General features: G+C 47.3%; 11 protein-coding genes. 5 read left to right on the top strand and 6 right to left on the bottom strand.

The genetic code is table 11. The features are described from left to right. Nucleotides 1–31 precede the first annotated feature (31 nt). Nucleotides 32–646 (bottom strand): CHASE3 domain-containing protein, encoded by a 615-nt coding sequence (locus QUA80_RS31495; RefSeq protein ID WP_333428861.1) that lies wholly within the window; start codon nucleotides 644–646, stop codon nucleotides 32–34. A gap of 1,244 nt (nucleotides 647–1,890) precedes the next feature. Here QUA80_RS31495 and QUA80_RS31490 point away from each other — a divergent pair. Together QUA80_RS31490 and QUA80_RS31485 are read left to right on the top strand one after the other, a co-directional pair. Beyond that, nucleotides 1,891–2,343, top strand: coding sequence for a reverse transcriptase N-terminal domain-containing protein (locus tag QUA80_RS31490; protein WP_333428860.1), 453 nt, complete (start codon nucleotides 1,891–1,893; stop codon nucleotides 2,341–2,343). Further along, nucleotides 2,340–3,506: a reverse transcriptase domain-containing protein gene (locus QUA80_RS31485; protein WP_333428863.1), complete on the top strand. Its 1,167-nt coding sequence runs from the start codon at nucleotides 2,340–2,342 to the stop codon at nucleotides 3,504–3,506. Before QUA80_RS31490 ends, QUA80_RS31485 begins: the two co-directional genes overlap by 4 nt. 222 nt (nucleotides 3,507–3,728) lie before the next feature. On the opposite strand, the gene QUA80_RS31480 is transcribed toward QUA80_RS31485, so the two are convergent. The 5 genes from QUA80_RS31480 to purE form a co-directional block, all read right to left on the bottom strand. Next, nucleotides 3,729–4,934, bottom strand: a complete 1,206-nt coding sequence (locus QUA80_RS31480; RefSeq protein WP_333428859.1) for a 4-hydroxy-3-methylbut-2-enyl diphosphate reductase — start codon at nucleotides 4,932–4,934, stop codon at nucleotides 3,729–3,731. 237 nt (nucleotides 4,935–5,171) lie between these two features. After that, on the bottom strand, nucleotides 5,172–6,608 hold the full coding sequence (locus QUA80_RS31475; RefSeq protein WP_333428858.1) for an ammonium transporter: 1,437 nt from the start codon (nucleotides 6,606–6,608) through the stop codon (nucleotides 5,172–5,174). 412 nt (nucleotides 6,609–7,020) lie between these two features. After that, nucleotides 7,021–7,938, bottom strand: coding sequence for an SGNH/GDSL hydrolase family protein (locus tag QUA80_RS31470; RefSeq protein WP_445302312.1), 918 nt, complete (start codon nucleotides 7,936–7,938; stop codon nucleotides 7,021–7,023). Nucleotides 7,939–8,399: 461 nt separating this feature from the next. Further along, nucleotides 8,400–10,001 (bottom strand): ammonium transporter, encoded by a 1,602-nt coding sequence (locus QUA80_RS31465; protein WP_333428857.1) that lies wholly within the window; start codon nucleotides 9,999–10,001, stop codon nucleotides 8,400–8,402. 83 nt (nucleotides 10,002–10,084) lie between these two features. Next, complete coding sequence (gene purE / locus QUA80_RS31460) at nucleotides 10,085–10,606, bottom strand: 5-(carboxyamino)imidazole ribonucleotide mutase (protein WP_333428856.1); 522 nt, start codon at nucleotides 10,604–10,606, stop codon at nucleotides 10,085–10,087. A 218-nt stretch (nucleotides 10,607–10,824) separates the two neighbouring features. On the opposite strand from purE, the gene nagA reads away from it, so the two are divergent. The 3 genes from nagA (at nucleotide 10,825) to QUA80_RS31445 (ending at nucleotide 13,285) form a co-directional block, all read left to right on the top strand. Further along, nucleotides 10,825–12,054, top strand: coding sequence for an N-acetylglucosamine-6-phosphate deacetylase (gene nagA, locus QUA80_RS31455; RefSeq protein WP_333428855.1), 1,230 nt, complete (start codon nucleotides 10,825–10,827; stop codon nucleotides 12,052–12,054). Between the two features lie 166 nt (nucleotides 12,055–12,220). Next, nucleotides 12,221–12,907 (top strand): magnesium protoporphyrin IX methyltransferase, encoded by a 687-nt coding sequence (gene bchM / locus QUA80_RS31450; protein WP_333428854.1) that lies wholly within the window; start codon nucleotides 12,221–12,223, stop codon nucleotides 12,905–12,907. Between the two features lie 228 nt (nucleotides 12,908–13,135). Beyond that, nucleotides 13,136–13,285, top strand: coding sequence for a hypothetical protein (locus tag QUA80_RS31445; protein WP_333428853.1), 150 nt, complete (start codon nucleotides 13,136–13,138; stop codon nucleotides 13,283–13,285). Nucleotides 13,286–13,357: the final 72 nt, after the last annotated feature.

Below are 13,357 nucleotides of genomic sequence, written 5' to 3'. Positions count from 1 at the left end.
TGAGGACGCCCAGACATTTTAATATTCTCCTTTACTTTTCAGGTAACTCTAGCATAACTTTAGAAAAATGGTATAAAGCAGCAACGGTAAAAGTCAGGATTGTCAAATTAGCGCTGGCTTGAGATTCTCGGGCGCGCTGCTGCAATAGCTGAGTTTCTTCAGCAGTCAAGGTGGCTATCTGTTGCCGAATGCCGTTCATGATTTGCTTTCCCCTACCGGATTTTACTTGCTGCAGGGCTGCTTCTAAGTTTTGTTCGCGTCGCAGATTGATAGTTTTTTCAAGTTCGGCTAATTTAGAGTCGATCGCAATTTTCAAGTCGCGAATGCGCTGTTGCTGTCGGTTGTTGTCGGCGGTTAGCTGCTGCAACCCGACTATTTGTTCGTTGACGCGGGCGATCGCGCTGTGATAGGGTTTTAAATACCTTTTTTCTCCTGTCAGCAAATAACTGTGCTGTCCGGTCTCAGCATCTTTTAAGGTGGAAAGCGTGGCTTCGAGTTCGGTTAAAACTAGGTGAGTGTGGCTCACCCAGCGTTCGTTTTCGACTAACTTGAGAGTGTTGCGGTAGGACGTTGCCGCATTGAAAATTAGCAGCGCCAATGCCATTCCAATGCCTGCGGTGATTTGGCGAGTCAAGGATTTGTTCATGAAATAGTCGGCGTGGGAGTCCTGCTTTTTTTTATTGTAGCTGGATGCGGACTACTCAAATTTTTGGCCCTGTCTGATACGGGGGCCAAAGCCTATAACTTTAAGGCTCAAATGTGCGATCGATCTTGTGTGTAGTTGAGCCTCGCTCCTCCTCGCAGCCCTTTTAAGTCGGAGATGCAATAAATCGCTCTCTTGCGTCTTTTGATTCAGCCAGAAACCAGACAATCTAGCATAGCCTGCAAAGCGGAATTCGCCTTTTTTTGCATCGATTTTTGTATCGTTCGTGTTCCTTTGGCAGTTTCAAATTGCGGTGCAAAGAAAAGTGTTTTTACCTATTGACTTAAGTTGATTTTTTGGGTATTATTTAGATAATGGGAATAGTGAGATAAATTTAAATTTTGCAAATATTTCTATTATTAAATAATACATTGTCAAGCTAGCCAAGTCAAGCTTTTTACCCACAAAAAAAGGCAAATTTTTCATATTTTATTTAAAAAATAATCTGTTAGAGGCAGGGAGAAATTCACAGAAGCGATGACGCGGGTGAATAGCATCAGAAATGCGAGCGATCGGGTAACAGCAGAGAATTCATCGGTTGAGCGCGACCTGAACTGGTCGTTTAGTACGGGAAGCCTACTTCCCTAGAGGATTCACACCCTCTACCCCTACGTAAAAGACTCTTAAGCGACTCCGGTCACGTACCGAGCAAGCAATGAAAGGACGGAGTGCAGACCACGAACGTAGCCGAAACTGGCAGCCCAAACTGGTTAGGAGCAAAGGGGAGTTCTTGAATGGTAAACGCAAGTGAACTATCACTTAAACTGCGTTACTGGATAGGAAGCCAAATAAGGCTGATAGGCTTCGACCAAAAGGTAAGTGAGTAGATTTATGATTTTAACCTTCATAAATCGTGTGAATATAACCCTCACCGCAGAATAGATAGTACCTAAACCAGAACAGACAACTAAGCGATACAACAGGATAAACCCTACTGAGTCTATCGGAGGTCGATACCGATAGTAAGCCAAGGGCAACCGAAGCAGAATTCTTAGGAGGGTAGAGGATGGAAGAAAAAGCGAATGCTGGCTTGTAATGAGCCAGATAGGAGTTGAAACATAATCCCTGACCGAAAGGAAAGCAGACTTCTTCTGGGTCTTATACGAAAGTAAACCCGACAAAGGAATCAAATCCGAGGACAAGTTAGATGATGTCAAATACGACAACAAACGGACTGAGGAAACGACTTGAAGACTGGAACCAGGTTAACTGGAAGAAGGTTAGCAAACTTGTTAGAAACCTACGGAGCGAGAATCTTTCGTGCGAGAAAAGTTGGTAACTTCCGTAAGCTACGAAGCTTACAAAAATTGATGCTACGAAGCCACGCAAATTTACTGTTGTCTGTGCGACGTATCACCCAGACCAATCAAGGCAAAGCAACGGCAGGAATTGACAAAGAAGTGGTCAATACCCCGTCGCAACGGGTGACTCTGGTAAACAACTGGAATGGGGGAAACCTCAAACCGACTCGGAGGGTGGAGATACCGAAGCCTAACGGGAAGAAACGACCGCTCAGTATCCCGGCGCGACAGAATCGAACAAGCAATAGTAAAGAATTCACGCTTAGCCTGAATGGGAAGCCGTATTCGAGCAACACTCGTATGGTTTTCGACCGGGAAGAAGCTGTCAAGATGTCATAGAACAAGGCTTCATACGAACCTGTACGAGCAAAACAGGCAGGGACACCTGGGTTCTAGAAGCTGACATCAAGGGATTCTTTGACAACATCCCCCATGAATCCATCCTGTCCATGATGAGTAATTTCCCCAAAAGAGAACTTGTCAAAGGATGGTTAAAAGCGGGTTTTGTGTTTCAAGGTAAACTAAATCCTACGGAACAAGGCACACCACAAGGCGGGGTTATTTCACCCCTATTAGCCAATATTGGATTCCATGGCTTAGAAACTTACATAAAAGCCACCAACTCAAAACTTGGTGTGGTGCGATATGCCGATGACTTTATTGTTACGGCTAAAGACAAGGAAAGTCTCGAAATTGCCCAAAATCTGATACAAGCATGGATGTCAAAACGAGGTCTTGAACTAAGCGCTGAGAAGACGGCTATCACGTCAATGGAAGATGGCTTTGACTTCTTGGGGTTCAACTCCCGACACTACGATGGAAAACTTCTCATCAAGCCGTCCAAAAAGAAGGTGTTAGCCTTCTGTAAGCGCCTAGGAGAAGAAATCAAAAACCTCAGCAGTGTAGAACAAGAAGTTTTAATCAAAAAGCTTAATCCAATTCTCAGAGGTTTTGCTTACTACTACAAAGGGGTGGTGAGCAAAGAAACCTTCGGTTATATCCATCATCGGATATGGCAATACCTTTGGCGTTGGGCGAAGCGTCGGCATCCCAACAAAAACTCAAAATGGATACGCAAACGTTACTTCAAGACTATTAAAGGCAAACGATGGACATTCGCTTGCACCACAAGCGACAGACGGGTTAAGGACAAAGAACTTATCCTTTACCAAATTGCATCTACTTCTATCGTGCGCCATATAAAAGTCAAGGGTGACGCTAGCCCCGACGACCCCTCGTTAAAAGAGTATTGGGAAAAACGCCACCAGAAGCTTGGAAAAACCCGCTTTGATAAAGGGACTAAACTTTATACGATAGCAGAAAACCAAAACTGGAAGTGTCCAGAATGTGGCGAACCTTTACTCAACGGGGAAGAAATCGAAACCCATCACATATTACCTGTCGCTGAGGGTGGAACTGACGACGTGGAAAATCTTCAGCATTTGCATAAACCATGCCATAAACAGGTACACAAAACCCAAGTCAAATCTCGCTTGAAATAAGGCTTGAGCGCAGTGAGCTGGAAACTCTCATGCTGCGTTCTTAGGGGAGGGGAGAGAGGTGACTCTCGAACCTCACCCGACAATTATTTAAACATCAAATGCGGTAACATCGGAATAATACTCTGTTTGCAAGCGCGATCGAGCGTCTGGATCGCAAACACAGCGAGACGATCGCACTGCACTCGCCAAATGATTATTCCGATGCCAGGGGAAACGATATAATTAGGCAACCGCAGCGGATTTCACCGCCAAAATGCGATCGATCGTATCCTCAACCACCTTATCAGGGGTAGAAGCACCCGAAGTCACGCCCACCACAATTTTACCATCTGGTAGCCAACCTTCAGCTACGACCAAATCTCCCCCCAAAGGCTTGTGTTCGATCCGATTTCCCGGTAAGATGCGCTCCGCACAATCAATGTGATAAGAAGGAATATTTTTGTCGATCGCAATTTCCTGCAAATGCGTAGTATTAGAAGAATTAAAACCCCCAATCACCAGCATCAAATCCAATTTTTCTTCAACCAAACTCAACATAGCATCTTGCCGTTCCTGAGTCGCATCGCAGATAGTATTAAAGCTCTGAAAATGCTCGTCCAAATTCTCAGGCCCAAACTTCCGCATCATCGTTTTTTCAAATAACTTACCAATCTTCTCCGTCTCAGTTTTGAGCATAGTAGTTTGGTTGGCAATACCAACACTTTCCAAATCCACATCTGGGTCAAAACCAGCAGAATAAGCCTTGCTAAATTTAGCAAGAAACTCATCGCGATCGCCCCCGTGCAAAATATAATTGCTGACATATTCAGCTTCCTGCAAATTCAGCACAATCAAATACTTATCAGCAAAAGAACTCGTAGCAACAGTTTCCTCATGCTTGTATTGACCGTGAATAATCGAAGTATAATCCCTCTTCTTGTGCTTTTCAACAGTATTCCAAACCTTAGAAACCCAAGGACAAGTAGTATCAACTATCTTGCAGCCCTTATCATTAAGCAACTGCATTTCTTGGACGCTCGCCCCAAAAGCCGGTAAAATGACCACATCGCCGCTATCGACAACCGAAAAATCTTTCTGCCCCTTCTCAACAGGAATAAAACCAACTTCCATATCCCGCAAATGCTGATTTACAGACGGATTGTGAATAATCTCATTAGTAATCCAAATCCGTTCGGCGGGGAAATGCTGGCGAGTCTCGTAAGCAATAGCTACAGCGCGTTCCACCCCCCAACAAAAGCCAAAAGCCTCAGCCAGCCGGATCGTGACTGCGCCGCGTTCCAGCCTGTAATTATTGTCGCGAATTTGCTGGATCAGACTGCTTTGATAAGCAGTCTGCATTACCCCAGCTACCTCAGCTTCGTGTCCGAAACCCTTGCGGTGGTAGTTTTCAGACTGTTGGAGCGATCGTTTAAAAGCTTTAGTATCCATGCGGTATCGAGTAGAAATCTAGGTTAATTACCTTTGATTTTAGAATGCGTGGGGTGCGATCGGGATTATTGGCTCAGTAGCGCAGAGGGGATATGCTATTTATACGATCGACACACTGAATTGAGAGCAAAGAAAGAATGAACGCGACGAAAGCGGTTTGTTAAAAAAACTCAAAAAAAAGCGTAGAGACCAGATACCTGCGTCTCTACACGATCGAACTCCCACAGAAAATCAGCTTCAAATCTTCTTCGGCGCAAAAGGAGAACCGGATTCAAACGAACTGAAACCGCCGGCAAAATCCTCACCGTAAGCTTCTTCCCCGTGCAGGTCAATATCCAAACCTTTGTCTTCAGCAGAGGACGGCACTCGCAGTTCCATAAACTGTCCCAGAATTTTCAGGATCGCAAAAGTGCCGACAGCCGCAAACACGTAAGTAGCTAGAACGCCTACAAACTGGGTGACGATTAGCCCCGGATTCCCGGCAAATAGCCCGTCATTGCCGAGAGGGTTAACGGCTTTAGTCGCAAAGAAGCCAGTCAGAATCGCGCCCACAGTTCCGCCGACGCCGTGAATCGGGAATGTATCCAAAGAGTCGTCAAATCCCAGCTTAGCCCGGAAACTAACGGCAAAGAAGCAGCAAACCGAAGTGATCGATCCGATCAAAAGCGCCCCGACTGGAAGCACGAATCCAGCCGCAGGTGTGATGCCCACCAATCCCGCTAGGAAACCGCTAGCAATTCCCACTGCTGTCGGTTTGCCTCTGAGCACCCATTCCACGATTGTCCAAGTTAAACCGCCGGCTGCTGTAGAAATCATCGTGGTGACAAAAGCCACTGTTGCTAAAGAACCAGATCCCAAAGCGCTACCGCCGTTGAAGCCAAACCAGCCGAACCACAGCATCCCAATTCCCAACAAGACATAGGGTACGTTGTGGGGGGTGTGGGGCTTGTTCAAGTGGTCTTTGCGAGGCCCGATTACCCAAGCTGCGACAACGGCAGAAACACCGGAACTGATGTGCACGACTGTGCCGCCGGCAAAGTCGAGAGCTCCCATCGCCCCCAGCCAGCCTTTACCCCAAACCCAGTGGGCTAAGGGAGAGTAGATGAAGGTAGACCACAGCAGCACGAACCAGAAATATGTTTTAAATGTTACCCGTTCGACTATCGCCCCGGAAATCAAGGCTGGAGTGATGATCGCGAACATCATCTGGTACACCATGAAGACTTGGTGGGGTATGGTCGGTGCGTAGCCGATCGGATCTGGTGTGTCCGCCGTGACCTTGTTCAAGAACATCCAGTCGAAGCCGCCGATGAAGGTTTCGAGTCCTTGGGCAAACCCTTTATCATTGAGGTTGCTGGGGGTGACATCAAAAGCCAAACTGTAGCCCCACAGAGTCCAGGTGACGCCGATCAGTCCCATCATGACTAAGCTCATCATCATGGTGTTGAGGACGTTGCGCGATCGCACCAGCCCTCCGTAGAAAAACGCCAGCCCCGGTGTCATCAGCAATACCAGTGCTGAGGAGACCAACATCCAGGCCGTATCGCCGGTGTCGATCGGATTCGGCACCACCGCAGCAGCACCAGCAGCATCTTGAGCTAAGGCATTGTCCGTCAGCGGCCCGCTTAACAGCCACAGCGCGATGATGCCGATCGTTAAACTTTTTTTGATCACGTTAGTTGTACCTTCTCATACTCAGCAAGTTTCAGGGAAGACCGAGCCGATTTTAGATGCGAGGATTTTAGATGCAATAGTTATTTAGTTTTCAGTCCCTGTTTTAGCGGAACAAATCTTCAATAGATAATTCCCAAATCCTCAACCCCCCGACTTCGTATAACCGGACTTATCTAAACTCATCAACTATTAACCCAACGGTCTGTGCTTTTTGGATTGCACCATTTGTGCAAACTGTGATTCTGTATCACCCTATACTAAATACCTAACTATCATATTTCTTAATCTATCTCCCGCTACTTGACGTAGCAGGTGAAAGCAGAGTAGTTCGGGAGGGGGAGTTGAGGAGAGTGTTGAGTTCGGTAGAGTTGGGGAGAATATGACTCGATCCTTCATCCTTCTAATTAATGACTCACGACTCATTTTTCAACTGCATCCGATCGAACATTTGCAGGGCCGATCGCCAAACCAGATAACCTCGATCGTTAAGGTGCAAGCCGTCCGTGCTGAGTTCGGTTAACAAATTGCCGTCAGCATCCGCAAACAGCGGGTGCAAATCCAGATACAAAACATTTTCGGAACTAGCAATTTCTTTCAGCCGTCGATTTATTGCCCGAATCCGACTGTTAGGAATCGCCAACAGCCGGTCCCGATTTTCCCAAGTAGCTTGTTCCCCGCTGTGTGGCAAAATCGACTGCACCACCACTTGTGCTTTAGGGTGAGCCCACCGCAAATCGCGAATAATTTGCCGCTGGGCGTCCAAAATCCCTTCGTCGCTTGCCCCCCGCAACAAATCGTTAATCCCGATCATCACAAACACTGTATCCGGCGCAGTTCGATCGAACAACTGCAACCGCTTCAGCAAACCCACGGAAGTCTCCCCCGAAATCCCTTGATTCAGCCAAATTCTATCGGGCGGTAACAGCTTCGTCGGAAACCACATACTCAGAGAATCCCCAGCCAAAACACTCAGTTTTGGGGGTCGATTCGCCGCCGCCGCCTCAGCTTCGCGGCCCAACTGCGTCACCCACTGCTGGTAAGTCCATTTGTGTCGTTGTCCCGGAACGGGCACGTCTAGCATTGCCTTTGCAGAGTTTGTAGACTGGCGAATTTCTTCCTCAGCGGCTTCTTCCGTCAGTGCAGCACTCGCAGGAGAGCTTTCTGTTAAGTTGTGTCCCCGCAGCACTAATTGAGCGACTGTGAGTATCAGTACCCCGTTCGTTACCAGAGATAGCAAAGCCCAAACCGGAACACTTTTCGATCGGCTAACTTCCATCCCTAAGAGGGATTTATGAGTTCTACTTCTGCTAACTCCTCCAAACTTCTCCATAAACTCAAGCGATTTGCAGGCCCCACACCGAATAATTGGCACTCATTGCTGCATCCAATTTTACCGCTCAATTTTCGCCTCAATTCTGGTAAGAATCAAGCACAGTGATGTGTTGGGCGCGATGGCGATGCAGAACTTTACTTTTTCGCACTACTCTACCATAAAAAATCTGGCTACTAAACTTTCTGGCACAGAAATCTGATTTGTCAAAGCAGCAGCAATTGAGCGAAAATTTCCCTAATACGATCCTGGAGGCAAAAACCCGGTTCCTTAAAGAAATTGCCTGATTTTAGCAAGAGACTCTGAAGCATAAACCGGGTTTTTGAGTGTCGCGAATGCGTCCGGGATTGCATCGGTGGGCGACTGTTTTAGATTGTGCTTGTTCTAAATGAAGGCGCGAATTAGCCTACAAACCGCTAATATAGCGTACAAAAGCTGCATTTGTCGATCGAGCGCACGTTCTACAATTTGGTACTCCTCCCCCCAGAACCCTCTGCATAACCGCCGTAGCTGGTCTCACTTCTGTTGTCCAAGCTCGTTTCCTTCACAAACCCCGTGTAAGCTTCCATGCCGTGTTCGCCGATATCCAAACCTTCAGCCTCCTCTAAAGCAGAAACGCGGATACCCAGCAAAGCTTTGAGTGCCATCCAAAAAATCGTACTCAGCAGCACGGTCATCCCGCCTACAGAGATAATGCCGACCAACTGCGCCCAGAGTTGACCGAAACCTCCGCCCACAAGCAATCCGGCTGCCGGGCCTGCGGTATAAAGTCCAGTTGTAGGCCCGTCAGCAAACAGCCCAACTGCCAGAGTTCCCCAGATGCCGCAGACTAAGTGAACTGAAGTTGCCCCTACAGGGTCGTCAATTTTCAAGTTGTCGAAGAAAGTTACGGAGAAAACTACCAGGATACCGGCGATCGTGCCGATTATGGCAGAGTTGGGCACGTTGATCCAAGCGCAGCTAGCTGTGACGCCGACTAAGCCGGCGAGGATGCCGTTGATAATCATCGAAAGGTCGGGTTTGCCCAGGTACAGCCAAGCAGTAATGGTTGCAGCAATTCCCCCGAATGCGCCGCCGGTGTTGGTGGTGAGGGCAATGTGGGCGATCGCATTTGGATCGACTGCCATTGTCGAACCGGGATTGAACCCGAACCAACCCAACCACAAAATCAAACAGCCCAGGGTGGCAATGCTCATATTGTGTCCCGGCATCGCCACAGTATCGCCGTCGCGGTACTTGCCGATCCGCGGCCCCAAAAATGCCGCTCCCATCAAAGCAGCCCAACCGCCTACCGAGTGAACCACTGTCGAACCGGCAAAATCCCAGAAGCCTGCGTCTGCCAGCCAGCCGCCGCCCCAAATCCAGTGTCCGGTAATCGGGTAAGCAATGCCTACTAGCAGCAAGCTGAAAATTAAGAATTCAAGGAATTTAATTCGCTCTGCAACGGCTCCAGAAACGATCGTCGCAGCAGTTCCCGCAAAAACTAATTGGAAAAAGAATTTAGCGTTGAGGGGGACTCCCGTCCAGTTTAATGCGCTGAAAATGCCTTGATAAGCGTCTCCTGTGGCGGGGCTGTTGTCGGCTACATTCCACAGAAAAAATCCGCCGCTGCTGCCGATAAAACCGTTGCCGTCGCTGAACATTAAGGCAAAGCCGATCGCCCAAAACGCGATCGTAGACAGCGCAAAAACAATCAAGTTTTTGGACAGCACGTTAACCGCATTTTTTTGGCGGCAAAAACCGGTTTCCAACATACCGAAACCGGCGTTCATAAAGAACACGAGCATCCCCGCCACCATGACCCACATGGTATCCATGCCCACCTTCAGGCTGGCTAATTGTTCCTCGGTGGTTGGTGCGGGAGCTGTTTGGGCTACCGCCGCATATCCCCACACCAAGACGATGATTGCTGCTATTGGTATGCAGGCTTGCCAACTTGGAGTGAGGCGGGCGATCGCCCGCGGTAACTTTTTCAACCTGTTAACTTTCGTAAAAAATTTTGCTGCTGGCAAATTTAAACCATCCCGCCTGACTTGTTTCGACTTTTTCTTTGCGACAGTCATTTTAATCACTTTTACCCTCTTTACGGCTAGTAAGCTCAGCAATATTCGGAAAACTTTCCAATTTTACTACAAAAGTTTATGGATTATTTGTTCATGTTGAGATAGTTTTGATACCCTAGCTCTTCTAGCTGAGTTTGTTTTTTGATTACTGATTCGGACAAAGTTTTGCGGTAATCCAAGACTCGCTCTAGCAATTCTGGCTGGTAAGCTGCTAATATTTGAACTGCCAGCAAGCCAGCATTTTTAGCATTGCCGATCGCCACTGTCGCTACGGGTATCCCGGCTGGCATTTGCACGATCGAGTACAGCGAATCTACCCCTTGCAGGTGGCGGCTCGGTACCGGCACGCCAATTACTGGCAAAGGCGTTAAAGATGCTACCATGCCCGGGAGGTGCGCCGCTCCCCCGGCACCTGCGATAATTACTTTCAAGCCCCGTTGGTGCGCGGTTTGGGCGTATTCCACCATGCGCTCGGGGGTGCGGTGCGCCGAGACGATCGCCACGGAGCAAGGTATATTGAATTCTTCGCAAACTGCGATCGCATCTTTCATGGTTGGCAAATCCGAATCGCTGCCCATAATAATTCCAACTGTCGGTTGATTCATAAAATATTCAGATGTGAGATTTCAGATTAATGGTAATTTTAAATTATGGCGTCAACTAAAATTTAGATATTTTATAGCAGAACTCAGGCTCGAAAGCAATTTGCTCACCAGCCGGCATACAGAAAGCAAAAAGTTCCGCATCCTGATAACCAGCCCCCAGATTTATCCATCGGAGCAAATCTAAAATCTAAAATCTAAAATCTAAAATCTAAAATCGGATGACTGAAGCCACAACCCCAACTGCCGCCCCCACAGATATTCTCAATGTTCGCCTCCCCGGTTACAAGGATTTGCAGATGATTGCTGTTGACGAAACGGGCATCATTCAAGAAGTTTTCCCGATGGACGCCGTATTTAAACGAATTTCTCCTCCCAATTTGCAAGTGCTGGATGCAGCAGGTGATTGGCTTTCTCTGGGGGGTGTTGACTTGCAGATTAACGGCGCTCTCGGTTTTGCTTTTCCAGATTTAGAAAACAAGCATATTGAAGTTTTACCTAAAATTTGTCAGTTTTTATGGTATCAAGGAGTAGATGCTTATTTGCCGACTTTGGTAACAACTTCGCTCGATAAATTTCGGCGATCGCTCTCGACGATAGCTGATTATATGCGGACTGCAAAAACCGCTGCTCCCGCAACAAATAAAACCAAAACAGCGGAAATTATCGGCGTTCACCTCGAAGGCCCTTTTCTCAACCCCCAAAAGCGAGGAGCTCACCCAGTTGAGTTTTTACTACCGCTAACTATAGAAAATGTCAAGCAAGTTCTAGGAGATTGTGCCGGTATTGTCAAAATAATTACTTTAGCACCGGAGTTAGACAGCACTGGCGAAGTCATTCCCTATCTGCAAAGTTTGGGAATTACCGTCAGTCTCGGACACTCCCAAGCGACGGCAGAGCAAGCTGAGCAAGCATTTGAGCGGGGATCTTCAATGGTAACTCACGCTTTTAATGCGATGCCGAGTTTGCACCACCGAGAACCTGGTTTGTTGGGATCGGCGATCGTTTATCCGGGCGTAAAATGCGGTTTAATTGCTGACGGAAAGCACGTTTCTCCGACAATGATTGATTTTTTGCTGCGCGCTGGTAGGTATGAAAAAGGCGTTTTTTTAGTGAGCGATGCTTTGGCTCCTTTGGGTTTGCCTGACGGTGTTTATCCTTGGGATTCCCGACAAATTGAAGTCAGAAAAGGTACGGCTTGGGTAAGATTAGATTACCACTCGCCCCTGGAATCTGCTACTTTGGCGGGTACAACTCTGCCGCTGTTGGCGGGAGTCCAGAATTTGGTGAAGTGGGGGATTTGCGATGCCGAAAGTGCGATAGCCCTGGCAACGGACTCTCCCAGAAGTGCGATCGGAATTTCGGGAATTATTGGTCAATCGGCAACTCAATTGTTACGCTGGAATTTAAATGTGCCGACAAAGGAATTGACTTGGCACCGACTCTTTTAAGGCGTTATACCATTTGAGATTTGAGTTTTGAGATTGGAGATTGGCGGTTTTAATTTAACATCTCAAATCGCCAAGCAAAAATCGGTTGTTGCAAGTTGCGGGTTTTCCAAACCGGATTGCTATATAATATCTAACCGTTGGCAATAACTCAGCAGCAGGCAGATCGATGAATTTGGTAGACGACAAGACTATAGTTAGACAGTATTTTAACTCGACGGGATTCGATCGCTGGCAGCGAATTTACGGTGACGGGAAAGTCAATAAAGTTCAGCTAGACATCCGCACCGGGCATCAGAAAACGGTGGATACAGTCATCGAATGGCTGCAAGCTGACGGGAATTTGCCCGGGCTTTCCGTCTGCGATGCCGGCTGCGGTGTGGGATCTCTGAGCATTCCTCTGGCTGAGGCTGGGGCAATTGTTTGCGCTAGCGATATCTCTGAAAAGATGGTAGCAGAAGCCTACGATCGAGCAGCAGCAGTTCCCGGCAAGCTCTACAACATCTCCTTCGCAGCCCAAGATTTGGAAGCTTTAACGGGCAAATTTCACACGGTTATTTGTTTGGACGTGCTGATCCACTATCCTCAAAATAAAGCTGCGGAAATGATCGCTCACCTAAGTTCGATCGCCGAATCGCGACTAATTCTCAGTTTTGCCCCCAAAACTTTAGCACTAACCGCCCTCAAAAAATTTGGCGAACTTTTCCCCGGCCCGAGCAAAACTACCCGCGCTTATCAGCACCGCGAAGCTGATATTATCAAAATCTTAGAAAACAATGGTTTTGCGATTAACAGAACAGCGATGACTAGCACTAGCTTTTACTATTCTCGCTTGCTGGAAGCTGTGCGGAAATAGGTTAAACGTATCTGCAAAAAAGCTAATTTATCATAGCCTAGGGTGCGCACCGCGCACCTTCCCTTCCCAGAGTTACGTCAGTGAACCTCTATACTGTGCGATTGTTTCCCTCTCGCCCGCTATGACAAATAGGGCACGCACCGCGCACTTTCGAGAGCGACAATTAGAGGTTTTTCGCTTTTCCTTATTCCTTCTTTATTCTTGTTTATTCCCAATTAAAAAAATATTATGTCAACGCTAATTTTAATGCGCATTTTTATAGCAGCCGCAGCCTTATTCGGAGGTTTATCAGTTGCAGGCGGTGCTTTCGCTTCCCACGCTTTGAAAAATCAATTGAGCGATCGGGCTTTAGAAATTTTTGAGACCGGCGCTCGATAAGCTGTTGTACCTTTAAATAGGGTATAATAAAAATTAAGTTTAGTCAATCTCTACAAAAATGCCAGCCAAAAA

Source organism: Microcoleus sp. F4-D5, from assembly GCF_036704885.1.
Classification (GTDB): Bacteria; Cyanobacteriota; Cyanobacteriia; order Cyanobacteriales; family Microcoleaceae; genus Microcoleus.
The sequence above is the reverse complement of the archived record's forward strand: the minus strand, read 5'-3'. Positions and strand labels throughout refer to the sequence as shown.